The sequence below is a fragment of the Burkholderia sp. E168m22 genome (genome assembly GCF_001319805.1).
Lineage (GTDB): Bacteria > Pseudomonadota > Gammaproteobacteria > Burkholderiales > Burkholderiaceae > Burkholderia > Burkholderia orbicola.
Genome location: NZ_BBSK01000032.1, coordinates 51,909 through 76,392 on the forward strand (window position 1 = coordinate 51,909; position 24,484 = coordinate 76,392).

A 24,484-nucleotide genomic window follows, 5' to 3' on the forward strand; every position below is an offset into this window, starting at 1 on the left:
GCCCGCCGCACCGCACGATGGCGATGCGACGGGCCGCCTATGCGCGACAGCCGTCGAAACAGCGCGCGGTCAGTACGTGATTTCGACGACGCTGCCGTCGAACGCCGCACGCAGCTCCGCCAGCAGCACGTCGCTCGGTTTCACGCGCCACGCGTCGCCCAGACGCATTTCGCCTTGCGCGCGCGCGTTGCTGTAGTGGATCTGGACCGCAAGCCCGTTCGGCAGCGGCGGCGGCGGGCGCCGACCGCCATCGCGGCCGCCGCCGCGCGGCGCGGGCGCGTCGACTACGTTCGCGGCGGCCGGATCGTCCTTCGACACGTGCGGCTCGAGCACGCGGCGCAGCGCGAGCGCGTCGGCGTTGCCGTTCATCGTCAACCGCACGGCCTGCGCGTAGCGGCTGCGCGCGCGTTCGAGATCCATCACGGTATCGGCCGTGAAGCGAATGCCGCCGGTGAATGCGTCGTTGCGCGCCTGCCCCTGCACGATCAGCAGCTCGTCTTCCTTGAACAGCGCCTTGTTTGCCTCGAACTGTTCGTTGAAGATCGTGATCTCGCACTGGCCCGTGCCGTCGTCGAGCAGCGCGATCAGCATCTTGCCGCGCTGGGTCATCTGCGTGCGCAGCGACGCGATGATGCCGGCGACGAGCTTGTCGCGCCCTTCCTTCAGATCACCGACCTTCTGCCGCACGAAGCGGCGCACTTCGTCGCGATACGCATCGAACAGGTGGCCGGACAGGTAGAAGCCGAGCGCGGCCTTTTCTTCCTGAAGGCGGCGCTTGTCGTCCCACGCGGGCTCGTCGACGAGCGCATGCGCATGCGGCGACTCGGCGCCCATGTCGAACAGGCCGGCCTGCATTGCGTTCGCTTCGGCCTGGTCGGCCGCCTCCATCGCGAGCGGCACCGACGCGATCAGCTGCGCACGGTTCGGGTTCAGCGAATCGAACGCGCCGGCGCGGATCAGCGCCTCGACCGTGCGGCGGTTGACGACGCGCCGGTCGATCCGTTCGCAGAAGTCGAACAGGTCGGTGAACGCCTTTTCCTCGCGCGCACGCAGGATTTCCTCGATCGCGTTCTGGCCGCTGCCCTTCACCGCACCGAGGCCGTAGCGGATCGTGCGCGAGCGCTTGCCGTCGGCTTCCGCGACCGGCTCGAACCGGTAATGCGACTGGTTGATGTCCGGCGGCAGCACGGCAAGGTTGTTCACGACGCAGTCGTCGAACAGGATCTTCACCTTGTCGGTGTCGTCCATCGCGAGCGTCATGTTGGCCGCCATGAATTCGGCCGGATGGTGCGCCTTCAGCCACGCGGTGTAATACGCGAGCAGCGCATACGCGGCCGCGTGCGACTTGTTGAAGCCGTAGCCCGCGAACTTCTCCATCAAGTCGAAGATCTCGTCGGACTTCTCGCGCGTGAGGCCGTTCTTCGCCGCACCCTCGGCGAAGATCTCGCGGTGCTTGGCCATCTCCTCGGGCTTCTTCTTGCCCATCGCGCGACGCAGCAAATCGGCGCCGCCGAGCGAGTAGCCGCCGATGATCTGCGCCATCTGCATCACCTGCTCCTGATAGACCATGATGCCGTAGGTCTCTTTCAGGACGGGTTCGACGCGCGGGTCCGGATAGTCGACCTTCTCGCGCCCGTGCTTGCGCGCGCAGAAGCTCGGAATCAGGTCCATCGGGCCCGGACGGTACAACGACACGAGCGCGATGATGTCCTCGAAGCGGTCGGGCTGCGCATCCTTCAGCATGCCCTGCATCCCGCGGCTTTCCAGCTGGAACACCGCGACCGTGTTCGCCTTCTTCAGGATCTGGAACGAGGCCGGATCGTCGAGCGGCACCTGCGCGAGCGACCAGTCGGCCTTCGACGGGTCGAGGCGGCGGATGTAGCGCTCGGCCCAGTCGAGGATCGTCAGCGTCGTGAGGCCCAGAAAGTCGAACTTCACGAGGCCGACGGCTTCGACGTCGTCCTTGTCGTACTGGCTGACCACGCCGCCCTCGTCGCCCTGCGTGTACAGCGGGCAGAAATCGGTCAGCTTGCCGGGCGCGATCAGCACGCCGCCGGCGTGCATCCCGACGTTACGCGTGAGACCCTCGACGCGCTGCGCGAGGTCGAGCAGCTGGTGAACCTCGTCCTCGTGGTCGTAGCGCTCCTGCAACTGCGGCTCTTCCTTCATCGCGTCGGCAATCGTCACATGCTTGCCGGGCTTGAACGGAATCAGCTTCGCGATGCCGTCGGTGAACATGTAGCCGAGGTCGAGCACGCGGCCGATGTCGCGCACGGCCGCCTTCGCGGCCATCGTGCCGAACGTGGCGATCTGCGAGACGGCGTCCGCGCCGTACTTCTCCTTCACGTACTGGATCACGCGATCGCGGCCGTGCTGGCAGAAATCGATGTCGAAGTCGGGCATCGATACGCGTTCCGGGTTCAGGAAGCGCTCGAACAGCAGGTTGTAGCGCAGCGGATCGAGATCGGTAATGCCGAGCGCGTACGCGACCAGCGAGCCGGCGCCCGAGCCGCGGCCCGGGCCGACCGGCACGCCGTTGTTCTTCGCCCAGTTGATGAAGTCCGCGACGATCAGGAAGTAGCCGGGGAAGCCCATCTTCGTGATGGTCCCGCACTCGAACTCGAGGCGCTTGTAGTACGTGTCGCGCTGCGCGTCGCGCTCGGCCTCGACCGGATACAACTGCGCGAGACGGGCCTCGAGCCCTTCCTTCGACAACTGGACCAGGTAGTCGTCGAGCGACATGCCGTCCGGCGTCGGGAACAGCGGCAGTTTCGGCTTGCCGAGCTCGAGCTTCAGGTTGCAGCGCTTCGCGATCTCGACCGTGTTCGCGATCGCCGACGGCAGGTCGGCGAACAGCGCGGCCATCTCGTCCTGCGTGCGGAAATACTGGTCGGTCGTGAAACGCTTCTGGCGCCGCGGGTTCGCGAGGATGTCGCCTTCCGAGATGCACACACGCGCCTCGTGCGCGGTGAAATCGTCGTCGGTCATGAACTGCGTCGGGTGCGTCGCGACGACCGGCAGCTTCAGCGACGCGGCGAGCGCCGCCGCCTGCTGGATGTACGCCTCGGCGCCCGGCTGGCCGTAACGCTGCAGCTCGATGTAGAAGCCGCCCGGAAACACCCGCGCCCAGCGCTCGGCGTGACGGCGCGCGGCTTCTTCGTTGCCCGCAGCCAGCGCAAGGCCGATATCGCCTTGTTGCGCGCCCGACAGCGCGAGCAGCCCCTGCGCGAGCTCGCCGTCGAGCCAGCTCGCGTCGAGTTCCGCGCGGCCGCGGTACTGGTTCGTGAGCCACGCCTTCGACAGCAGCTCGCAGAGATTCAGGTAACCGACCTTGTCCTTGACCAGCAGCAGCAACCGCGACGGCTTGTCGCGGTCGTCCGGATTGGCAATCCAGACGTCGCAGCCGGCGATCGGCTTGATGCCCTTGCCGCGGGCTTCCTGGTAGAAACGAACGAGGCCGAACGCGTTGCCGAGATCGGTGAGCGCGAGCGCGCCCTGACCGTCCGCGGCCGCCGCCTTGACGATGTCGTCAATGCGCACGATGCCGTCGGCAATCGAGAATTCGGAGTGGACGCGAAGATGGACGAAGCGAGGATCTGACATGGGCGCTATTGTAGCCGCCCCGCCGCGCAAGCTGCCCAAAAAATGCCCGCTTTGGCCGTTCGGCCGATGCACGCGGCGACGCGTCGCGCGGTTGGCCGATCGGCCAGGTACCGATGCCCGCGCCGTTTGCGGGATAATACGGTTTTTCGAATCAACGCCCCGGCTTCGCACCCTTTTTTGCGGGCCGCCGTGCGGCCGTTTTCCCGTCGGACCATCATGACCATCGTCAACCTCGCCGCCTACCACTTCGTATCGCTCGACGCGAACGAGCAATGGCGCCCGCTCGTCACCGCCCGCTGCAACGAACTCGGCCTGCGCGGCACGATCCTGCTCGCGCCGGAAGGCATCAACCTGTTCATCGCCGGCACGCGCGAAGCCACCGACGCGTTCATCGCGTACATCCGCCACGATCCGCTGTTCGAGGGCAAGTTCGCGACGCTGCAGTTCAAGGAAAGCCTGTCCGACTCGCAGCCGTTCCGCCGCATGCTCGTGCGCCTGAAGCGCGAGATCATCACGATGAAGAAGCCCGCGATCAAGCCGGAGCTCGGCCGCGCGCCGTTCGTCGATGCGCGCACGCTGAAGGCGTGGCTCGACCGCGGCCACGACGATGCGGGCCGCCCGGTCGTGATGCTCGACACGCGCAACGCGTTCGAAGTCGACGTCGGCACGTTCGACAACGCGCTCGACTACCGGATCGACAAGTTCAGCGAATTCCCGGAAGTGATCGACGCAAACCGCGCCGATCTCGAAGGCAAGACGGTCGTGTCGTTCTGCACCGGCGGTATCCGCTGCGAAAAGGCCGCGATCCACATGAAGGAAATCGGCATCGACAACGTGTACCAGCTCGAAGGCGGCATTCTGAAGTACTTCGAGGAAGTCGGCGGCGCGCACTATCACGGCGACTGCTTCGTGTTCGACTACCGCACCGCGCTGAACCCGCAGCTCCAGCCCACCGAGAACGTCACGTGCTTCGCGTGCCGTGCGGTCGTCACGCCGGAAGCGCAACAATCGCCGAGCTACGTGCCCGGCAAGTCGTGCCCCGCCTGCGCGCAGGCCGCCAGCGCCGCGTAACGGCGCATCGCACCGCGCACCGCCGATGAACCCCGGCTATCGCGGCCGCTTTGCGCCTTCGCCCACCGGCCCGCTGCACTTCGGCTCGCTGGTCGGCGCGCTCGCAAGCTGGCTCGACGCACGCGCGCACGGCGGCACATGGCTCGTGCGCATCGAGGATCTCGACGGCCCGCGCACGGTGCCCGGCGCGGCCGACGACATCCTCGCGATGCTCGCGCATTTCGGCATGACGCCCGACGAGCCGCCCGTCTGGCAAAGCACGCGCGACGCGGCGTACACGGCCGCGCTCGAGCAGCTCGTCGCGGCGGGGCTCGTCTATCCGTGCGGCTGCACGCGCAAGGAGATCGCTGATTCACTGCGCGCCGCCCATGAACGCCACACGACGCTCGCGTATCCGGGCACCTGTCGCACCGGCCTGCACGGCAAGCCCGCACGCGCATGGCGGCTGCGCGTGCCGGACGGCTGCGACGCGGTCGTCACGTTCGCCGACCGCTGGCAGCACACGCAATCGCAGAACCTCGCGGCCGAAGTGGGCGACTTCGTGCTGAAACGCGCGGACGGCCAGTGGGCGTATCAGCTCGCGGTCGTCGTCGACGATGCCGATGCCGGCATCACGCACGTCGTACGCGGCGCCGACCTGCTCGACTCGACCGCACGCCAGATCTACCTGCAGCGCTGCCTCGGCGTGCCGACGCCCGAGTACCTGCACGTGCCGGTCGTCGTCGATGCGAACGGCGAAAAGCTCAGCAAGCAGACGGGCGCGACAGCGCTCGAACGCAACGATCCGCTGCCCGCGCTGCAGGCTGCGGCCGCGCATCTCGGCCTGGCCAACGATGGCGATCTGCCGGGCGGGACGCTCGACGCGTTCTACACGGCCGCGACCGATGCGTGGGCGCGTCGCTTCGGGCCGCGCGCCGGTTGAGTCGCTTGCAGGACACCGGCCCGTGCCGACTACGCGCCGGCCTCCGCGAGCGTTGCATCCGCTCGCATGAAAGCATGACGGAAGCCTGAGCGCCACGCCGGCTGACGACTCGGTGTCGAAAGTCCCTCCCCTGCGCGTCAAGCGATACTCCCTGCTGCACACCGCCCCGATCACGTCGCCCAATGAAAAATGGGCACATGCTCATCGCATGCACCCGCTTGTCCGGCAGCGCTCACACGCCGCCCCGCCGCTCCGTCCGGCTTACGCCGACGGCTTGCGCGGCATCCCAAAGCCACCGAGCAGCGCGGCAACCTGGCGCTTCGGCCCTTTCTTCTCGGGCTGCTGCGCGGGCTGCGCATCGTCCGGCTGCTTCGCCGACGCCGACGGCTCGTACGGCTTCAGGAAGAAATCGTCGACCGGCGCTTCGTGGCGGCGATGATGGCTGCCGCGCTCGGTGCTGCCCGAGCGGCGGCCCGATGCACCGCGATGCTCGTCGCGATCGCGCCGACCTCCGCGTTCGCCACCCCGTTCGCCGCCGCGCTCACTGTTGTTGCGCTCGCCGCCACGTTCGTCGTGACGCTGGCGTGCCGGCTTGTCGATCGTAAGCGTCTGCACGTCGAGCGGACGCTTGATCAGCTTCTCGATATCGGCGAGTTGCTTGCGCTCGTTCGGGCTGCACAGCGACAGCGCGTCGCCCGTCGCGCCCGCGCGGCCGGTACGGCCGATCCGGTGCACGTAGTCTTCCGCGCTGAACGGCAGGTCGAAGTTGATCACGGCCGGCAGCTCGGCGATATCGAGGCCGCGCGCGGCCACGTCGGTCGCGACCAGCGCCTCGATCTCGCCGCGCTTGAACGCGTCGAGTGCCTGCATCCGCTCGATCTGCGTCTTGTCGCCGTGAATCGCCGACGCGACCACGCCGTCGCGTTCGAGATTGCGCGCGAGGCGGCTCGCGCCGATCTTGCTGTTGCAGAACACGATCACCTGCTTGAGGCCGCGATCGCGCAGCAATTGCACGACGGCCGCCTGCTTGTCGCCTTCGGCGACGTCGTAGACGATCTGCGTGACGTTCGCGTTCGTCGAGTTGCTGCGCGCGACCTCGATCGTCTGCGGGTTGCGCAGATAGGTCGACGCGAGCTTCTTGATTTCGCCCGAGAAGGTGGCGGAGAACAGCAGCGTCTGACGCTCCTTCGGCAGCAGGTTCAGGATGCGCTGCAGATCGGGCAGGAAACCCATGTCGAGCATCCGGTCGGCTTCGTCGAGCACGAGGATCTGCACCTGGCCGAGGTTCGCCGTCTTCTGTTGCACGTGGTCGAGCAGGCGGCCCGGGGTCGCGATCAGGATCTCGACGCCGCGGCGCAGTTCGGCCGATTGCGGATTCATGTCGACGCCGCCGAACACCACCGCGCTGCGCAGCGGCGTGTGCTTCGCATATGCGTGCACGTTCGCGGCGACCTGGTCGGCGAGTTCGCGGGTCGGCGTGAGGATCAGCGCCCGCACGGGGTGGCGCGCCGGAGACGCGCTCGTGTTGGCCTGCGGCAGCAGACGCTGGATGATCGGCAGCGAGAAGCTCGCGGTCTTGCCGGTGCCCGTTTGCGCGGCGCCCATGACGTCGCGGCCGGCGAGCACGACCGGAATGGCCTGCGCCTGGATCGGCGTCGGCGTCGTATAGCCCTGCTCCACAATGGCTTTCAGGATATCGGGGGCAAGGCCGAATTGATCGAAGGTTGCGTCGACGGGCTTGGCGACAGAATCGGACATGGTGGCGTTTCGCTCAAAAGGCGCGGCGGGGACATCGTGCGTCAGGCCGGCCGGGCCTGCGCTCATCACAATTCGGAAATAGACGGAGCCGCGGCGCGCCGCGCGGCGCCGCTCTGGTGCTTGGGACCGGTTCAATGCGAACGCTGGACGCCAGACCGTGCGGACTCCGTTCGGCGCGAATGCCGGCGGAAAGGGCCGTATTGTAGCACCGTGCGGGAATCTGTCCGTGACAACGCCGCGAACGGCCACGACGGCGGTTCGCGCGGCGGCCCTGCTCCCGCCCGTGCGGGCCGGCGGTTGGTCGATCGGGGTATCCGTATCGGCCGATGAACTCGATTAAGGGTTCGATCCGGGAGCCTCGCATCAGCACGCCCCGCCGCCAACCCGCGTGTCGAGCCTTCAGCCCGACAGCGGTCAACACGGATGAATACGCTCCGCGATCGCGCCCGCCGCTCAGCCCTTCTTCTTTTTCTTCTCGACCTGCGCGCAGTCGCCCAGCAGCGGCGGCGACTTCGGGTCGGCGATCTCGTCGCGCAGCGTCGCTTCCTTGCCCTTCGTCCACCACGTATAGCGGCCGGCCTGGTAGCGCGCGCCCGATGCCGACACCGTATCGACGAACAGCATCTGCTTGCCGTCGACCGGCACGAGCGCGAAGCTCTGGCCGTTGCCCGCGAGCCAGTACGACACGCGCACGGGCTGCTTCTGGTTCGCGCACTGGTAGACGGTTTGCTGGCGCGCGTCGGCGTCGATCTCCTCGACGGTCAGTTGCGCGGCATGCGCGACGGAAACGGCGGTGCCGGCGAGCGCAAGCGCGGCGAGGGTTTGGCGAATCATGCAGGTCCTCTCACGAGACGGGTGGAAAGCGCGCCCTCGCGGGGCGCGCGGTTATTGTTTATAGGGAGGCTCGGCGGCTTGCCGGAATCAGGGATCGATCACATCCGCGCACGCATCGGTCGGCGCCGCGGCGACATGGCCGACGAGCGGCACGATCTTGAGTCCGGCCGACGCCACCCGGCACGGCGCGGCCGCGAGGCCGCAGCCCGCGAGACTCGCGACGAGCGCCAGCGCGACGCCCAGCTTTCCGATACGCAACGCTCTCGACGCCATCGTCCTCTCCTCGTTCCGTCAGCGCGCCGACACGGGCCGGACGGCCGCGGCCGCGCGCTTCGCGCGTTCGCGGGCTTCGTCGACGGTCGCGCCGGTTGCCAGCGCGACGCCCATGCGTCGCTTCGCAAAACTTTCCGGCTTGCCGAACAGGCGCAAGTCCGCGCCCGGCACCGCGAGCGCGTCGCGCACGCCTTCGAACGCGATTCCGCGCTCGTCGAGGCCGCCGTAGATCACCGCCGACGCAGCCGGCGTGCCGAGCGCCGGATCGACCGGCAGCCCGAGAATCGCCCGCGCGTGCAGCTCGAATTCCGACTGGCGCTGCGAGGCGAGCGTGACGAGGCCCGTATCGTGCGGCCGCGGGCTCACCTCGGAGAACCAGACGTCGTCGCCGCGCACGAACAGCTCGACGCCGAACAGGCCGCGCCCGCCGAGCGCCTCGGTCACCTTGTGCGCAATCTCGCGCGATTTCTCGAGTGCCACCGCGCTCATCGGCTGCGGCTGCCACGATTCGACATAGTCGCCCGCCACCTGCACGTGGCCGACCGGTTCGCAGAAGTAGGTACGCGTGTCGAGCGTCGCCGGGTCGATCGCGCGCACGGTCAGCTGCGTGATCTCGTAGTCGAAATCGACGAAGCCCTCGACGATCACGCGGCCGTGGTTCACACGCCCGCCCGCCATCGCGTAGTCCCACGCGGGTTTCACGTCGGCGTCGGTCTTCACGACCGACTGCCCCTTGCCCGACGACGACATCACGGGCTTCACGACGCACGGCATGCCGATCTTCGCGACGGCCGCGCTGAATGCCTCGAACGAATCGGCGAACGCATACGGGGAAGTCGGCAGGCCGAGCTCCTCGGCCGCGAGCCGGCGAATCCCTTCGCGATTCATCGTGAGCTGCGTCGCGCGCGCGGTCGGGATCACCTCGGCGAGGCCGGCCGCCTCGATCGCCGCGAGCGCGTCGGTGGCGATCGCCTCGATCTCGGGGACGATCAGGTGCGGACGCTCGGCCTCGACGATCGCCCGCAGCGCGGCCGGGTCCGTCATGTCGATCACGTGCGCGCGATGCGCGACCTGATGGCCGGGCGCGTCCGGATAGCGATCGACCGCGACGACTTCGACGCCGAGACGCTGCAACGCGATGATGACTTCCTTGCCGAGCTCGCCCGCGCCGAGCAGCATGACGCGCGTGGCCGAGGGTGAAAGCGGCGTACCGAGCCGCTGACCGATCTGCATGTGATTTCCCGCTGGTTCTGTTGGAGGACGAAAACGGCTTCGATGTTAACACGGGCATCCGGGCCGGTTTGGGCCGTTTGGCCGCCCCCGGCGCCATGTCGCGCGAGGCCCGTGGGCGGGCTGCGAACGTTTTCGCGCGCGAAGTGTCGGCTCGCCTGCCGCGGGGCGGGTGCGTTACTCTTACGCCTTGATCAGAATCCGAAGAGGAACGAGGCTCATGTCCCACCTGTCCGCGGCCGCACGCGCACGCACCGGCCTGCTTCGCCCGTTGCGCGCGCCGCTTTGCGCGTTGACGCTTGCCACGCTTCTCGCCGCCTGCACGATGCCGACCCATCCCGATTCCGCCGCCCCCGCGCCCGACCCGTACAACCCGGCCGCCGTCCAGTTGCTCGACGACACGAGTTGGGAACTCACCAGCTGGGTGAACGCCGACGGCACGCAACGCGCGATCCCGCACGGCGACAACGGCGAGCCGATCAAGCTCGCACTGTCGACCGAGTCGGGCATCCGGCGCGCGAGCGGGTTCTCGGGCTGCAATCGCTACATGGGCACCTATGCGGTCAAGAACGGCCTGCTGAGCTTCGGCCCGCTCGCCGGCACGCGGATGGCCTGCCCGAACACGCTCGGCGGCCAGCTCGAATCCGCGTATCTCGACGCGCTCGCCCACGTCGACAAGACCGGCGTGCAGATGCGCGCGCCCCAGCAATTGCAGATCGTGACCCAGGCCGGCGCAACGCTGACGTTCACGCACCGGAGCCCCTGATGCACGGCGCGCGCGGAGGCCGACCGACCGCCTTCGCGTGGCGCACGACGCGCATGTGCCGCCCACGTGCGTCGCGCGGCGTGAATCGGAATCACGCCGCGTTAGAGTCTTGTTCGCCGGCCGGTTAAACTCGGCGGGTCGCGCCCCGCGCGCCCCTCCCCACTCCTGTTTCAAAGCATGCACACGGTTGTCTTCGGCTGGTTCGGCATCTCCGCCGTCTGGTTCCTCCTTCTCTTCTGGCGTCTCGTGCAGGCGATGCTGCCCGGCGGCGGCGGGCTTGCCGGCCGCGGCTCGATCCGCCTGTGGCTCGGCTTCGCCGCGGTATTCGTCGCCAGTTGCACGCTGACGAGCCCGCTGTCGGGCCCCGACACGAACGCGCTCGGCCATGCGTTCTCCGCCGGCTTCGCCCACGTGCTCGGCCCGATCGGCACGCCGGTCGCGATGGTCGTGCTGTTCTTCGCCGGCTTGCCGTGGCTGACCGGCATCGGCTGGCGGCAGTTCGCCGCGTGGGTCGACACGTCGTTCGGCGTCAAGCTGTCGCGCGACGGCGGCGACGACGACGCGCGCGGGATCGCCGACCTGCCGCGCAGTGCATTGCATCGCGACGACGACGTCGTGCAGCCGACCACCGCGCATACCGTCAACTCGATGGCGCCGCGCCAGAACGGCCGGTATTCGCGCCCGACAGTGTGGAAACCCGATCCGCAGGCACGGCCGAAGCCGCGCAGCAAGACCCCGCCGCGCCCCCTTGCGGAACCCGTCGCGCCGTCGGGCTGGCTGAAGCCGAGCGCGCCGCAGCGCACGCCCGCGGCGCCCGCGCCGATCCCGGCCAGCGCGATGCCGCCGCCGACCACCGGCAGCACCGCCAGCCTCGCGCGCGCGGCAGCGAACACGCAAGTGCCGCGCCCCGCACCGGCGCCGCTTCCGGTCGGATTCGAACCTGTCCGACCGCGCCCGACCGCCGCACGCCCAACCACCGCCGCGCTGACGCAGACGGCGCCGCGCGCCACGGTCACGCCGCGACCGGCTGCTACGCAGCCGCCGCGTCCGCCGGTGCGCCCGGTCACAGGAGCGACGCCAGCCGGCCTGTCGACGGACGCGGCACGACGCCGCCCGGCGCCGCCCGCGCCGGCGCGCGCGCCGCTCTATGCGTGGAACGAGAAGCCGGCGGCGCCGATTACGCCCGCACCGAGCGTTCACGACACGCTGCGTTCGATCGAGGCCAGCACCGCGCAATGGGCGTCGCTGGGCGGCACGCCGTCCGGCGATGCAGCGCACACGGCGGCAGCAGCCGCTGCCGTGGCCGGTGTCGCCGCCGCAGCCGGCAGCGTGGCCGCGCCGGCATCGGCGACCGTGTCGAATGCGTTCGGCTCCGCGACGCACGGCATCGCAGCCCAGGGCGCCAATGCTCCGGCTGAACACGATGCCGCGCCCGCATACGACGACAACGCGCCGATCGTGCTCGACGCCTTCATGCCGGCGCAGTCCGGCATCGCGCAGGCTCCGGTTGGCGATTTGTCCCCTCCTGCATTCGGTGACGCTGAACCGAACGCACGGTCGAATACCGCCATCGACGATGCCGCGTTCTCGCATCGCGCCGACGACGCAATCCGTCACGTCGACGCTACGCCCGCCGCGCCGGCATTCGGGGTCGCAGCACCGTCGATCGACGCACCCATCGACGTCGCGCCTTGGGAAGATGTCGTCAGCGCGCCGGTTCCGGCGCTCGACGTGTCGACCGGAAACCCGATCGCCGAGCCGCCGGCAGTCACCGCGGGACCGCAATCCGCGCATTCAGCCTTCACACAAGGAGGCGACGCAGCGGTTCGCGACCTCGACACCGGCAAAGCGACCGGCTCCGTCGATATCGACGACCACGCCGACGCGCAACCGGCGTCCGCAATCGATCGCGCCGCTTCGGCCCGCGTGCCTCAAGGGGCTGCCGATCCGCACGCCGCCGCGAAGCCTGCCGACGGCATCGTTCCGTTCGCTGCCCTGCCCGCTTCGTCGCTCGCGGGAACGTCCGTGAGCGCAGCTTCGGGGACCACGTCGATTGCGGCAACATCGGCACCGGCGGTATCGAATCACGTGCCGGACGCCGTCAAGCCGGTCGAGGCGGCGGAACCCGCGGCACCGCTGTCGGCGGTCGCTCAACGCGCGACGCCCGCTACATATTGGACCGCGCCGACGATACCGCCCGCAGCGACACAAACGACCGTTGCCGCTGAACCGCCGAAATCGCCGGCGGTTCAGCCGTTCGCCGCAACCTCGGCGGCTTCGGCCGTCAATGCATCGCCGCTGACCGGCACGGCTCATGGCTCGACTGCACACGCATCCGCGCCGGCCTCCGCATCGAACATCGCGCCCGTCGCTACCGCAGTTTCGCCCGTCGGCGTAACCGGCACGGCGTCCGCTTCGCCGTCGCAACCGGCCGCCTCGGCACCACCCGTTACTTCCGTCGCGTCGGCATCGCCGGCCGGTGCCACGGACCTGACTGACGGTTCGCTTTCCCGCGCCTCGACGCCTGCATCGACCGATGCGCCTGCCGTGATGCCGTCGACGACTGGCGCATCGGTTTCGACGTTCGGTTCGACTGCGCAGGCGCCCGTAACGCCGGTGCCGGCTACCGCGATGCCCGCGACTTTCACGTCCACATCGATCGCCGCGCCGTCGTCCCCGTCGGCATCGGCATTTCCTGTCGACACAGCAGCCACGTCGACCGGTACGACGACCTTCGCTCCATTCAGCGCATCGGGCGCGGTCGCTCCGCAGCCGCCAATCAGCCTGCCCGTATCACCAACCGCGTCCGCCGCGACGTCGACGTCCTTCACGTCCTTCAGCGCGCTCGCGCCGACGACCACGGACGCCGCCACGCCAGCGCACCCGATCGCCAGCGCGCCTGTCGCCGCGGCCGGGCCGCTGACGTCCATCGGGGCGGCCACCGCGACGCAGGCTCCGTCGATCGCGTCCGTCCCAGCCGCCGCCCCGGCCGCGACTCAGACGTTCACGACATCGCCCGCCCCTGCCGTCTCATCGTCGGGCTGGTCCATGTCGCATGACGTGACGGCAGCACCGACCACGGCACCGCTAGCGGCAACCGTCCCCGGCGCGAACCTGCCGACCACGCCGGCAACCGTCGTTTCCGCGCCGCCATCGCCGGCAGCCCCGCCGATCGGCGCACCGGCCTCCCATCCAATCGAGGCAACCGGCCCCGCCCAAGCCGATACCCCAGCCCGCCCGCCGCGCCCGAACGCGTTCGAATTCCACGCACCCGCGTCGTTCAACGTCGAACTGCCGACGCTCGACCTGCTCGAGCCCGCGTCCGACGACGTCGAAATGATCACCGACGAACACCTCGCGCAAACCGCGCAGGTGATCGAACAGCGGCTGCAGGAATTCAAGGTGCCGGTGACGGTGGTCGGCGCGTCGGCTGGCCCCGTGATCACGCGCTTCGAGATCGAACCCGCGCTCGGCGTGCGCGGCAGCCAGATCGTCGGCCTGATGAAGGACTTGTCGCGCGGCCTCGGCCTCACGTCGATCCGCGTCGTCGAGACGATCCCCGGCAAGACCTGCATGGGCCTCGAACTGCCGAACGCGAAGCGCCAGATGATCCGCCTGTCGGAAATTCTTGCCGCACGCGAATACCAGCATTCGCCGTCGCAACTGACGATCGCGATGGGCAAGGACATCACCGGCCACCCGGTCGTCACCGATCTCGCGAAGGCGCCGCACATGCTCGTGGCCGGCACGACGGGTTCGGGCAAGTCGGTCGCGATCAACGCGATGATCCTGTCGCTGCTGTACAAGGCGACGCCGGAAGACGTGCGGCTCATCATGATCGACCCGAAGATGCTCGAGCTGTCGGTCTACGAAGGCATCCCGCATCTGCTCGCGCCGGTCGTCACCGACATGAAGCTCGCGGCGAACGCGCTGAACTGGTGCGTCGGCGAAATGGAGAAGCGCTACCGGCTGATGTCGGCCGTCGGCGTGCGCAACCTCGCGGGCTTCAACCAGAAGATCCGCGACGCGGAAGCGAAGGAAAAGAAGATCGGCAACCCGTTCTCGCTGACGCCCGAGGATCCGGAGCCGCTGTCGACGCTGCCGCTGATCGTCGTCGTGATCGACGAGCTGGCCGACCTGATGATGGTCGCCGGCAAGAAGATCGAGGAACTGATCGCCCGCCTCGCGCAGAAGGCGCGCGCGGCCGGCATCCACCTGATCCTCGCGACGCAGCGGCCGTCCGTCGACGTGATCACCGGCCTCATCAAGGCGAACATCCCGACGCGCGTCGCGTTCCAGGTATCGTCGAAGATCGATTCGCGCACGATCCTCGACCAGATGGGCGCGGAGTCGCTGCTCGGGATGGGCGACATGCTGTTCCTGCCGCCGGGCACCGGTTATCCGCAGCGCGTGCACGGCGCGTTCGTCGCCGACGAGGAAGTGCACCGGATCGTCGAGTACCTGAAGCAGTTCGGCGAGCCGCAATACGAGGAAGGCATCCTCGACGGCCCGGCCGCCGACGGCGCGACGCAGGACCTGTTCGGCGACGCGCCGGACGCGGAAGCCGATCCGCTGTACGACGAAGCCGTCGCGTTCGTCGTGCGCACGCGGCGCGCGTCGATCTCGTCGGTGCAGCGGCAGTTGCGCATCGGCTACAACCGCGCGGCGCGGCTCGTCGAGCAGATGGAGGCGGCCGGCCTCGTGTCGGCGATGGGCATCAACGGCAGCCGCGAGGTGCTCGTGCCGGCTGCGGCCGACTGAGGCAGGCGGCCCGCCGGCCGCCGTTCATCGACATGGGCGCGTCGTGAAACCGACTGCCTGAAATACGAAGGGCGCTGCATCGGCAGCGCCCTTCTTGCATCAGCCGGGAATCCCCGCGATTTACTGGGCGACCGGCACCAGCTTGAAATCGACCGGCTTGCCGACCGCGATCTTCTGCGGATTCGCGCCGAGCTGCCCCGTTTCGACATCGCGACTGAACACGTAGAACGTGTCGCTGTCCTGGTTGCCGACGATCAGCCACTTGCCGGTCGGATCGATCAGGAACTCGCGCGGCGTCTTGCCGAGGCTCGACTGGCGGCCGACGTGCTTCAGCCGGCCGTCGGCCTTGTTCACCGCGTAGATCACGAGGTCGTTCGCGTCGCCGCGGTTGCTCGCGTACAGGAAGCGGCCGTCCGGCGACAGGTGGATCGCGCCGCCGCCGACCTTGCCCTTGAAGCCGGGCGCCGTCATCGGCAGCGTCTCGATCGGCGTCAGCTTGCCGTCGTGATAGCCGAACACCTCGACCGACGCGTTGAGTTCGCTCGTCACGTACGCGAACCGGCCGTCGGCGCTGAACACCATGTGACGCGGGCCCGAGCCCGCCTTCACCGGCGTGTAGCGCGTGTCGGTCGGGCTGATCAGCCCGCGGCTGCCGTCCACCGTGTAGCGGTAGCCGTAGATCTTGTCCGCGCCGAGATCCTGCACGAACAGATAGCGGCCGTCCGGCGAAAACACCGTCGAATGCACGTGCGCGCCGTCCTGGCGGCCCTTCACCGGCCCGGTGCCTTCGTGGTGGACCGTCAGCACTGCCTGACCGACCGCGCCGTCGTCGCGCAGCGGAAGCACCGCGAAGCTGCCGCCCGGGTCGGCCGCGACCGAGTAGTTGGCGGTGACGAGGTACTTGCCGTCCGGCGACAGCGCGAGATAGCACGGATCGTTCCCTTCCGACGATACGCGGTCGATGAAGCTCAGCGCGCCCGTCTTCGCGTCGAAGCGGAACGCGCTCACGCCGCCGCGCTGCGTCGCCGGCCCGTCGTCGCCGGGCAGTTCGTTGACCGCGTAGACGGTGCGACCGTCGCGGCTCGGCAACAGGTACGACGGATTCACGGTCTTCGCCGACGACACCGGCGCGACGCTGCCGCTCTTGGTATCGAAGCGGTAAACGTAAATCCCGTCGCTGCCGCCGCCCGTATAGGTGCCGACGAGCAGGTTGTAGACGCCGTCGGCCGGGGCGGACGATTGCTGCGCGAATGCGTGGGTCGCGGACAGGGAAAGCACGATCGCGAAACCTTTCATCCAGTGAGCGAACCTAAGCGGGAACCCTCGTGTCGAAGCGCGTGCGTCACGCTCGCGTAAACGGTTGGGCATTGAATCCTCCTTGCATCGAGTCGCTTCAAGTGTTGAGATAGGACGAAACGCCGGCCGTTCACGCGCTCCGCCGCCCGGCCGAGTATACGGGGCGCGGCGCCCGCGCGTGAAGTCGAGGGCGTCGACGTCCGCATTGTGAAACTCGAATACCCAAGGATCGCCTGCCCATGCCCGCCCTGATCGAAGACTACGCCCTCGTCGGCGACGGCCACACGGCCGCGCTGATCGCAAAAGACGGCTCCGTCGACTGGCTGTGCTGGCCCCGCTTCGATTCGGGCGCCTGCTTCGCGGCGCTGCTCGGCACGCCCGAGCACGGCCGCTGGTTGCTTGCTCCGGCCGCCGACGCCGCGATCACGCACACGACCCGCCGCTATCGCGGCGACACGCTGATTCTCGAGACCGATTACGAAAGCGCCGACGGCGCCGTCACCGTGATCGACTTCATGCCGCCCGGCAACGGCTGGTCCGAACTGGTGCGGATCGTCGTCGGCCGCCACGGCAAGATGAAGATGCGCATGGAACTCGTGTTGCGCTTCGACTACGGTTTCTCGATTCCGTGGGTCACGCAACTGACCCGCGAGGACGGCATGAAGGCCATCGCCGGCCCCGATACCGTCGTGCTGCGCACGCCGGTGCCGCTCACCGGCAAGAACCTCCACACGCTCGCGGAATTCACGGTCGGCGCCGACGAGCGCGTGCCGTTCTCGCTCGGCTACGCGGCGTCGCACATGCGGCTGCCGCCCGCGCGCGATCCGCTGTCGATGCTCGCGCGCACCGAGAACTACTGGCTCGAATGGTCGGGCCGCTGTCAGGTGCAGGGCCGCTACGCGGCCGCCGTGCGCCGCTCGCTGATCACGCTGAAGGCGCTCGCGTACGAGCCGACCGGCGGCATCGTCGCCGCGCCGACCACGTCGCTGCCGGAGAAGATCGGCGGCAACCGCAACTGGGACTACCGCTACTGCTGGCTGCGCGACGCGACGATCACGCTGCTCGCGCTGATGCGCGGCGGCTACTACGACGAGGCGCGTGCGTGGCGCACGTGGCTCGGCCGCGTGATGGCCGGCTCGCCCGAGCAGATCCAGATCATGTACGGAATCGCCGGCGAGCGCCGGCTGCCGGAAATGGAGCTCGACTGGCTGCCCGGCTACCAGGACTCGCTGCCGGTGCGCGTCGGCAACGGCGCCGCGAACCAGCTCCAGCTCGACGTGTTCGGCGAGGTGATGGCCGCGCTGCACCTTGCGCGCGTGGGCGGCCTGCAGGCCGACGACACGGTCTGGTCCGTGCAGTGCGCGCTGCTCGATCACCTCGAGAAGATCTGGCAGGAACCCGACGAAGGCATCTGGGAAACGCGCGGCGGCCGTCGCCATTTCACGTTCTCGAAGGTGATGGCGTGGGTCGCGTTCGACCGCGCGATCAAGTCGGCGGAGATGTTCCGGCTGCCCGGCTCGCTCGACCGCTGGCGCGCGCTGCGCGAGCAGATCCATGCGGACGTCTGCGCCAACGCATGGCACGAAGGCAAGCAGGCGTTCGCGCAGAGCTACGGCAGCGACGAGCTCGACGCAAGCGTGCTGCTGCTGCCGCAGCTCGGCTTCCTGCCGCCGGAAGACCCGCGCATCGTCGGCACGGTCGAGGCGATCGAACGGGAATTGCTGCACGACGGGCTCGTGATGCGCTACCGCACGACCGAATACGACGACGGCCTGCCGCCGGGCGAAGGCACGTTTCTCGCGTGCAGCTTCTGGCTGGTCGACAGCTATGCGCTGCTCGGCCGGATCGACGACGCGCATCGGCTCTTCAGCCGCCTGCTCGCGCTGTCGAACGACCTCGGGCTGCTCGCGGAGGAATACGACCCGGTCGCCGGGCGGCTCGTCGGCAACTTCCCGCAGGCGTTCTCGCACGTGGCGCTCGTGCACACCGCGATGAACCTGATGCACCATGAAGACGCGATGGCGCGCGCGGCCGGCCAGCCCGCGCCGGCCGTGGCTACGGGCCGCTGAACGGCGCGCGCGGGCCTTGTTCAGAGATCGTCAAATCGCAACACTTTGATGAAAACCCGGGGAAATGTTGCATTGCACCACCGATCGTTGTCCGATATGATCGGCGAGATTGTCCGGCTGCAATGCAACATGGCCGGTCGCTGACCCACACGGCACGCCGCGACGCCTCACGCCGCCCTTGCGCACCGTCCCCCACGCGGGAGTAGCCTGCATGCTTTACCAACTGCACGAATTCCAGCGGGCGATGCTGAGCCCGCTCACGGCCTGGGCCCAGGCCGCCTCGAAGTCGTTCGCGAATCCGTCCAGCCCGTTCTCGCTGATGCCCGGTGCCCCGCGGATGGCGGCTGCCTATGAGCTGATGTATCGGCTCGGCAAGGATTACGAGAAGCCGGAATTCAACATTCATCAGATCGTCAAGGACGGCCACAACATCCCGATCGTCGAGCAGACGATCATCGAGAAGCCGTTCTGCCGCCTGCTGCGCTTCAAGCGCTATTCGGACGACGCCGACGCCGTCACGCAACTGAAGGACGAGCCGGTCGTGCTGGTCTGCGCGCCGCTGTCGGGCCACCACTCGACGCTGCTGCGCGACACCGTACGCACGCTGCTGCAGGATCACAAGGTCTACATCACCGACTGGATCGACGCGCGGATGGTGCCGGTCGAGACGGGCCCGTTCCACCTGCACGACTACATCGCGTACATCCAGGAATTCATCCGTCACATCGGCGCGCGCAACCTGCACGTGATCTCGGTATGCCAGCCGACGGTGCCGGTGCTCGCGGCGATCTCGCTGATGGCGAGCCGCGGCGAGGACACGCCGCTCACGATGACGATGATGGGCGGCCCGATCGACGCGCGCCGCAGCCCGACGTCGGTGAACTCGCTCGCCACGCAGCATTCGACCGCGTGGTTCGAGAACAACGTGATCCACACGGTGCCCGCGAACTATCCGGGCGAAGGCCGCCAGGTGTATCCGGGCTTCCTGCAGCACACCGGCTTCGTCGCGATGAACCCGGAGCGGCACGCACAATCGCACTGGGATTTTTACCAGAGCCTGCTGCGCGGCGACGAGGACGACGCCGAAGCGCACCGCCGCTTCTACGACGAGTACAACGCGGTGCTGGACATGGCCGCCGAGTATTACCTCGAGACGATCCGCGTCGTGTTCCAGGAATTCCGGCTCGCGGAAGGCACGTGGGACGTCGAAGGCGAGCGCGTGCGGCCGCAGGACATCAAGCACACCGCGCTGATGACGATCGAGGGCGAACTCGACGACATCTCGGGCAGCGGCCAGACGCACGTCGCGCACGAGCTGTGCACGGGCATTCCGCAAGACGATCGCCGCAGCCTGACCGCCGAGAAATGCGGCCACTACGGGATCTTCTCGGGCCGTCGCTGGCGCACGATCATCTATCCGCAACTGCGCGACTTCATTCGCGACCATGCGCTGGAGCCCAAGCCCGGCGCGACGAAGTTGCCCGTCGATGCCCAGGATGCAACCGCGATCGGCGTCGTGCCGGCCGCCAAGCCGGAGCCGGAAACCGCGGTGCGCGCCACCGCCGCGAAACGCACGCGCGCGAAGGCGCCGGCCGTGACGGTCGCGCCCGCCAGGACGCCCGCCGCGAAGGCCGCGCCCGCCGCGAAACGCACGGCTGGCAGCCCGCGCGCAAAAGCCGCGCGGGTCCGCAAGGCCGCCTGACGCGCCGCGTTCCGACGCAAAAACGCCGCCGTTGCTTGACGCAACGGCGGCGTTTTTTATTCGGCAGCGGCCGCGAGCGGGCAGCTCATCGGCTCGTCCGTTCGTCGCGTCAGCGCCGCAGCAGATAAGCGAGCAGCACCTCAGTGTTCATCCGGACCATCTCCGCGCGCTCGTCGGTGTCGGTGAAGTCGCGGCCGAGCGTCGCGGCGAGCGTGAAGCGGTTCGACACGATGTAGTAGCCGAGCCCGGACAACGTCACGTAGAAGCGCAGCGGATCGACGTCGCCGCGGAACAGCCCGGCCTTCTGGCCGCGCATCAGCACGTTGCCGAGCTTCGCGACGATCGGCGACATCATCTCGCGGATCCGCGTCGACTTGTGCAGATAGCGCGCTTCGTGCAGGTTCTCGTTGTTGATGAGCCTGAGCAGCTCCGGATGGTCGCGGTAGTAGTCCCAAACGAAATGCGCGAGCCGCGTGACGGCTTCGACCGGCGCGACGCCGTCGAGATCCAGCACGCGCTCGGCCTCGGTCAGCGCGGAGAACGCGTGTTCGAGCACCGCCGTGAACAGCTGCTCCTTGCTGCCGAAGTAGTAATAGAGCATGCGCTCGTTCGTTTCGGCCCGGCGCGCGATCTGGTCGACGCGCGCGCCGAACAGCCCTCCATTCGCGAACTCTTCGGCTGCCGCCATCAGGATGCGGCGGCGCGTACCTTCAGGATCTCTTTTGATTTTTGGCTGATTCATGGTGGCGCTTTGCTATGTGAGCCGCTTGATTCGGACCGACACCCCCACCGCCTCGGCGCCGGCCGCCCTGGAACGGGCGCGCCGCGGGCGGCCGCCCTCCTGCTGAGCCCCTGCAAAAAAGCGGTTCGATTATGCGCATAGACGGCGTCCGGCGCAATGCGGGAAATCGGCGATAATCGAGCTTTGGCCAACCTTTCCGGCCGCGCCCGGCGCGGCCGACCGAGAGCCATTCGGCGCCGCTGCGCCCGTTGTCAGCCTGTTGTCACCGTGACCGACTCCAAAACACTCGCGGATCGCATCGAAGATCTGCTTCCCCAGACGCAATGCACGAAGTGCGGCTATAACGGCTGCCGTCCGTACGCCGAGGCGATCGCCGCCGGCGACGCGAACTACAACCAGTGCCCGCCCGGCGGCGCCGAAGGCATCGCGCGCCTCGCGAACCTGCTCGGCAAGCCGGTAATTCCGCTGAACCCCGTCAACGGCAGCGAGCATCCGCGCGCGGTCGCGTTCATCGACGAAAACCTGTGCATCGGCTGCACGCTGTGCATGCAGGCGTGCCCGGTCGACGCGATCGTCGGCGCGCCGAAGCAGATGCACACGATCGTCGCGTCGCTGTGCACGGGCTGCGACCTGTGCATCCCGCCGTGCCCGGTCGACTGCATCGCGATGCTGCCGGTGACCGGCGATCGCACGGGTTGGGATGCGTGGTCGCAGGAACAGGCCGACGCCGCGCGCGAACGCCACGACCTGCGGCTCGCGCGCGAGCGCCGCGAGCGCGAGGCCGCCGACGCGCGTGCTGCCGCCCGCCGCGCGGCCAGTGCCGCCAAGCCGGTTGCGGAGCCCTCTGCAGCGCAGCCCGGTTCGCAGCCGGACACGCCGGCCGCCGCGCCGGCCGCCGACGACGCCGAAGCGAAGAAACGCGCAATCATCGCCGCCGCACTCGAACGCGCGCGCAAGAAGAAGGAAGAACTGTCCGGGCAAGGCGCCGGGCCGAAGAATACCGAAGGCGTGAGCGCGGCCGTCCAGGCGCAGATCGATGCGGCCGAGGCCCGTCGCAAGCGGCTCGCCGAACAGCAGGCGCAGCGCGATGCCGAAGCCGCATCGGGCAGCAACGACCACGACAACGACGCAGGCAACGACGATCCGGACGGCCCGTCCGCGCCGCCCGACCAGAACGCTCCATGAACGCCAGCAAACGACGCGCGATCTACGAAACGCTGCAGAGCCTCAATCCGCATCCGACCACCGAGCTCGAATATTCGACGCCGTTCGAGCTGCTGATCGCCGTGATGCTGTCCGCGCAGGCGACCGACGTGTCGGTCAACAAGGCGATGCGGAAAATGTTTCCGGTCGCGAATACCCCGCGACAAATCGTCGCGCTTGGCGAGGAAGGCGTCACCGAGTACATCAAGACGATCGGCCTCTATCGCACCAAGGCGAAGAACGTGGTCGCGACGTGCCGAATCCTGCCCGAGCGCTACGACGGCGAGGTGCCGGCCGATCGGGAAGCGCTCGAAGGCTTGCCGGGCGTCGGCCGCAAGACCGCGAACGTCGTGCTGAACACCGCGTTCGGCCAGCCGACGATCGCGGTCGACACGCATATCTTCCGCGTCGCGAATCGCACCGGGCTCGCGCCGGGCAAGGACGTGCGGGCCGTCGAGGCCGCACTCGAGAAGTTCACGCCGAAGGAATTCCTGCAGGATGCGCATCACTGGCTGATCCTGCACGGGCGTTACGTGTGCAAGGCCCGCCGGCCCGAATGCTGGCACTGCGCGATCGAGCCGCTGTGCGAGTTCCGGCCGAAGACGCCGCCGCCGAACGAATAAGCGCCAGGCAGCGCGGGCGAGTTCCGCAGGCGCCGTCGCGACGCCCGCTCCCTTCCCCGCTTACGCGTTGGATGTCGCCGTCGCGTCGTCGGCGGCCGCGCCGCCCGCGCGCACGAGCGCCAGCACGGCCGCCAGAATCGCGACGCCACCCGCCCACTGCAGCGGCGACAATGCTTCCCCGAACAGCAGCGCCGCGAGCGCGACCGTCACGACCGGTTCGAGCGTCGACAGCATCGACGTGCGCGCGGCCCCGAGCCGCTCGAGCCCGGCGAAGAACGCAAGCATGGCCGCGACCGTCGACACCAGCGCGATCGCGAGCATCGACGCCCAGCCGCCGGCCGTCGCGGGCCAGCGCGGCGGCGCGCCGAACCCCGCCGTTCGCACGACGGCGATCGCGACGAGCGTCGCGGTGGCCGACAGGCAGATGATCGCGGTGGTCGCGAGGGGATCGACGCCGCGCGTCGCCTTCGTGCCGCCGACGATATACAGCGAGTAGATCACCGCGGCGGCCAGCGCCAGCGCGATCCCGAGCGGCTCGCCGTGCCCGCCGCCGACCATCAGCGCCGAACCCGCGACGCACAGCACCAGCGCGACGGCCTTCGCCCGTGTCAGGCGCTCGCCGAGCCACCACGCGGCGAGCAGCGTGACGAACGCCGGGTACAGGTACAGCAGCAGCGCGACGAGACTCGCCTGCGCGTGCTGCAGCGCGCTGAAATAGCAGAACGACTGCCCGACGTAGCCGAGCGCGCCCATCGCCACCAGCGGCGCGAGCGCCCGGCCGCGCGGCCAGGCGACGCGGCGGTGCCGTGCGATCGCCGCGAGCACCGCGCCGCCGATCGCGAAGCGCACGATCAGCAGCCCGAGCACGTCGACGCCGGCCGCATACGCATAGCGGCCGAAAATCGCCATCGCGCCGAACGCGGCGGCGGACAACGCGACGTAGAACGCGCCCTGCAGGGCGGCGGACGATGAGCGAACGGTGGCGGTCATGATGAAACGGGCGAACGGGGCGCCGTGACGGGAATCGTCGGAGTGTAGCGGCGCGGCGGCGCCGAGCCTAGCCCGCGCTTACCCGTTGCGCGGCGGGCGGCCGCGCGTTCCGCGCCGACCGCTCCCGGGGGCCGGCGCCAGCGCCGTCCGTCGCGCCGGCGTACAATGCCCGACGCGGCATGATGCCATCCGAATCACGACGTTTCCCCACCATGTTCAATCCAAGCCGCGACGACGTGCGTCGCTTTTTCACCGAGACCTGGCGCAAGCAGCGCGCGGGCGAGATCCTCACGCCGCTGGAAGCGATCGCGGCCGACTGGATCGTCGAGCATCCCGAGTACCACGACGAACTGGCCGATGCCGACGGCGCGGCGGCGCGCAACTACACGCCCGAGGAAGGCCGCACCAACCCGTTCCTGCACCTGTCGATGCACCTCGCGATCAGCGAGCAGTTGTCGATCGACCAGCCGCCCGGCATCCGCGCCGCGCACGACAAGCTGGCCGCGAAGCTCGACTCGACCCACGACGCGCAGCACGCGATCATGGAATGCCTCGGCGAGACGATCTGGGAAGCGCAGCGCACCAACACGCCGCCCGATACCGACGCGTACCTGCAGCGCATCCTGCGCCGCGCGTCGCGC

The 24,484-nt window shown here is 68.8% G+C and carries 17 protein-coding genes; 9 read left to right on the forward strand and 8 right to left on the reverse strand.

Annotation, left to right across the window (positions count from 1 at the left end):
- Positions 1 to 69 precede the first annotated feature (69 nt).
- Positions 70 to 3,603, reverse strand: coding sequence for a DNA polymerase III subunit alpha (gene dnaE, locus AP428_RS09200; protein WP_054928034.1), 3,534 nt, complete (start codon positions 3,601 to 3,603; stop codon positions 70 to 72).
- Positions 3,604 to 3,819: 216 nt separating this feature from the next.
- Between dnaE and AP428_RS09205 the strand changes: the two genes are divergently transcribed.
- Positions 3,820 to 4,674, forward strand: a complete 855-nt coding sequence (locus AP428_RS09205; RefSeq protein ID WP_012328939.1) for a sulfurtransferase — start codon at positions 3,820 to 3,822, stop codon at positions 4,672 to 4,674.
- A 25-nt stretch (positions 4,675 to 4,699) separates the two neighbouring features.
- A complete protein-coding gene (gene gluQRS, locus AP428_RS09210) occupies positions 4,700 to 5,596 on the forward strand; it encodes a tRNA glutamyl-Q(34) synthetase GluQRS (RefSeq protein ID WP_054928035.1) in 897 nt (298 codons plus the stop codon).
- A gap of 261 nt (positions 5,597 to 5,857) precedes the next feature.
- Here the strand turns inward: gluQRS and AP428_RS09215 are convergent, their stop codons facing one another.
- The 4 genes from AP428_RS09215 to purT all read right to left on the reverse strand — a co-directional run bounded on the left by AP428_RS09215 (position 5,858) and on the right by purT (position 9,694).
- Positions 5,858 to 7,420, reverse strand: a complete 1,563-nt coding sequence (locus tag AP428_RS09215) for a DEAD/DEAH box helicase (RefSeq protein WP_054928036.1) — start codon at positions 7,418 to 7,420, stop codon at positions 5,858 to 5,860.
- Between the two features lie 387 nt (positions 7,421 to 7,807).
- On the reverse strand, positions 7,808 to 8,188 hold the full coding sequence (locus tag AP428_RS09220; protein ID WP_011545861.1) for an MliC family protein: 381 nt from the start codon (positions 8,186 to 8,188) through the stop codon (positions 7,808 to 7,810).
- 87 nt (positions 8,189 to 8,275) lie between these two features.
- On the reverse strand, positions 8,276 to 8,461 hold the full coding sequence (locus AP428_RS09225; protein WP_011545862.1) for a DUF6726 family protein: 186 nt from the start codon (positions 8,459 to 8,461) through the stop codon (positions 8,276 to 8,278).
- 18 nt (positions 8,462 to 8,479) lie between these two features.
- A complete protein-coding gene (purT, locus tag AP428_RS09230; RefSeq protein ID WP_011545863.1) occupies positions 8,480 to 9,694 on the reverse strand; it encodes a formate-dependent phosphoribosylglycinamide formyltransferase in 1,215 nt (404 codons plus the stop codon).
- Positions 9,695 to 9,911: 217 nt separating this feature from the next.
- On the opposite strand from purT, the gene AP428_RS09235 reads away from it, so the two are divergent.
- Both AP428_RS09235 and AP428_RS09240 read left to right on the forward strand, forming a co-directional pair.
- The gene (locus tag AP428_RS09235) at positions 9,912 to 10,457 is read left to right on the forward strand and encodes an META domain-containing protein (RefSeq protein ID WP_011545864.1); all 546 of its coding nucleotides are present in this window, start codon (positions 9,912 to 9,914) and stop codon (positions 10,455 to 10,457) included.
- A gap of 177 nt (positions 10,458 to 10,634) precedes the next feature.
- Positions 10,635 to 15,218 (forward strand): DNA translocase FtsK, encoded by a 4,584-nt coding sequence (locus AP428_RS09240; RefSeq protein ID WP_011694342.1) that lies wholly within the window; start codon positions 10,635 to 10,637, stop codon positions 15,216 to 15,218.
- A 120-nt stretch (positions 15,219 to 15,338) separates the two neighbouring features.
- On the opposite strand, the gene AP428_RS09245 is transcribed toward AP428_RS09240, so the two are convergent.
- Entirely contained in the window at positions 15,339 to 16,586 is a 1,248-nt protein-coding gene (locus AP428_RS09245) for a lactonase family protein (protein ID WP_011545866.1), read from the reverse strand.
- 167 nt (positions 16,587 to 16,753) lie between these two features.
- Here AP428_RS09245 and AP428_RS09250 point away from each other — a divergent pair, with 167 nt between their 5' ends.
- Together AP428_RS09250 and AP428_RS09255 are read left to right on the forward strand one after the other, a co-directional pair.
- Positions 16,754 to 18,583, forward strand: coding sequence for a glycoside hydrolase family 15 protein (locus AP428_RS09250; RefSeq protein WP_006478200.1), 1,830 nt, complete (start codon positions 16,754 to 16,756; stop codon positions 18,581 to 18,583).
- 211 nt (positions 18,584 to 18,794) lie between these two features.
- Complete coding sequence (locus AP428_RS09255) at positions 18,795 to 20,285, forward strand: polyhydroxyalkanoate depolymerase (RefSeq protein WP_011545868.1); 1,491 nt, start codon at positions 18,795 to 18,797, stop codon at positions 20,283 to 20,285.
- Between the two features lie 109 nt (positions 20,286 to 20,394).
- On the opposite strand, the gene AP428_RS09260 is transcribed toward AP428_RS09255, so the two are convergent.
- Positions 20,395 to 21,027, reverse strand: coding sequence for a TetR family transcriptional regulator (locus AP428_RS09260; RefSeq protein ID WP_006478198.1), 633 nt, complete (start codon positions 21,025 to 21,027; stop codon positions 20,395 to 20,397).
- Positions 21,028 to 21,294: 267 nt separating this feature from the next.
- Between AP428_RS09260 and rsxB the strand changes: the two genes are divergently transcribed.
- Positions 21,295 to 22,212 carry an electron transport complex subunit RsxB gene (rsxB, locus tag AP428_RS09265; RefSeq protein WP_374039654.1) on the forward strand — a complete coding sequence of 306 codons (918 nt, stop codon included), beginning with the start codon at positions 21,295 to 21,297 and terminating at the stop codon, positions 22,210 to 22,212.
- Positions 22,209 to 22,853, forward strand: coding sequence for an endonuclease III (gene nth, locus AP428_RS09270; RefSeq protein ID WP_054928037.1), 645 nt, complete (start codon positions 22,209 to 22,211; stop codon positions 22,851 to 22,853). Before rsxB ends, nth begins: the two co-directional genes overlap by 4 nt.
- Positions 22,854 to 22,913: 60 nt before the next feature.
- On the opposite strand, the gene AP428_RS09275 is transcribed toward nth, so the two are convergent.
- Positions 22,914 to 23,843, reverse strand: coding sequence for a DMT family transporter (locus AP428_RS09275; protein WP_011545870.1), 930 nt, complete (start codon positions 23,841 to 23,843; stop codon positions 22,914 to 22,916).
- A 179-nt stretch (positions 23,844 to 24,022) separates the two neighbouring features.
- On the opposite strand from AP428_RS09275, the gene AP428_RS09280 reads away from it, so the two are divergent.
- Positions 24,023 to 24,484 (forward strand): DUF1841 family protein (locus tag AP428_RS09280; protein WP_231691690.1); only part of this gene is annotated, 462 nt, incomplete at its 3' end.